General features: G+C 70.8%; 1 protein-coding gene and 1 pseudogene. One reads left to right on the top strand and one right to left on the bottom strand.

What is annotated here, in order from left to right; all coding sequences use genetic code 11:
- Positions 1–392 (bottom strand): TetR/AcrR family transcriptional regulator (locus A5781_RS11275; protein WP_156624557.1); only part of this gene is annotated, 392 nt, incomplete at its 3' end.
- A gap of 142 nt (positions 393–534) precedes the next feature.
- On the opposite strand from A5781_RS11275, the pseudogene A5781_RS26165 reads away from it, so the two are divergent.
- A pseudogene (locus A5781_RS26165) lies at positions 535–624 on the top strand (TetR/AcrR family transcriptional regulator); the annotation flags it as partial.

Below are 624 nucleotides of genomic sequence, written 5' to 3'. Positions count from 1 at the left end.
AGCCGCGAATCGACGTCGGCCACGCCCTCGGCGCGGATCACCCACTCGAAGGCGGCGAGATCCGGGTACTCGCGCATGAGCCGGCCCGACTCGTCGAGCACCGCCTCGATCCGATCGATGGCGGTCCCGGCGCCCGCGGCGGCCGCCCGCAGTCGAGGCAATGCGACATCGGTGCGTGCCGCGATCGCGGCCTTGATCAACTCGGCCTTGTTCGGAAAGTAGTTGTACAGGCTGGCGCTGGTGACGTTCGCGGTGCGGGCGATCTCACGGATGGTGGCCCGTGAGTACCCCGCCGTGGCCACACAGCGCATGGTGGCGACGACGATCCGCCGGCGGGTCTGCTCCCCGTCGGCGCCCACCGGGCGGCCCAATTGCGACGGCGCGACGCTCATGCCGCGCGGAACCCGCCGCAGGTCCGTCCATCACACACTGCGCACCTCCGCGCGGAAGCCCAAACTAATCGATCACTCGATTATATTCGACCTGCCGGGCACTCAGAGCCGGCGGACAGGACGCGCGAGTGGGGAGAGCACGGTGACGCGGGCGCAGCGTGGACGCCCGGTCGGCGCCAGCGGCGAGGAGACCCGCCGGCGGATCGTCGTCGCCACCATGCGCTGTGTGGCC

Source organism: Mycobacterium sp. 852002-30065_SCH5024008 (assembly GCF_001665645.1).
GTDB classification, from domain to species: Bacteria; Actinomycetota; Actinomycetes; order Mycobacteriales; family Mycobacteriaceae; genus Mycobacterium; species Mycobacterium paraffinicum.
Note: the sequence above shows the minus strand (reverse complement) of the source record. Positions and strands in the feature narration are given on the sequence as shown.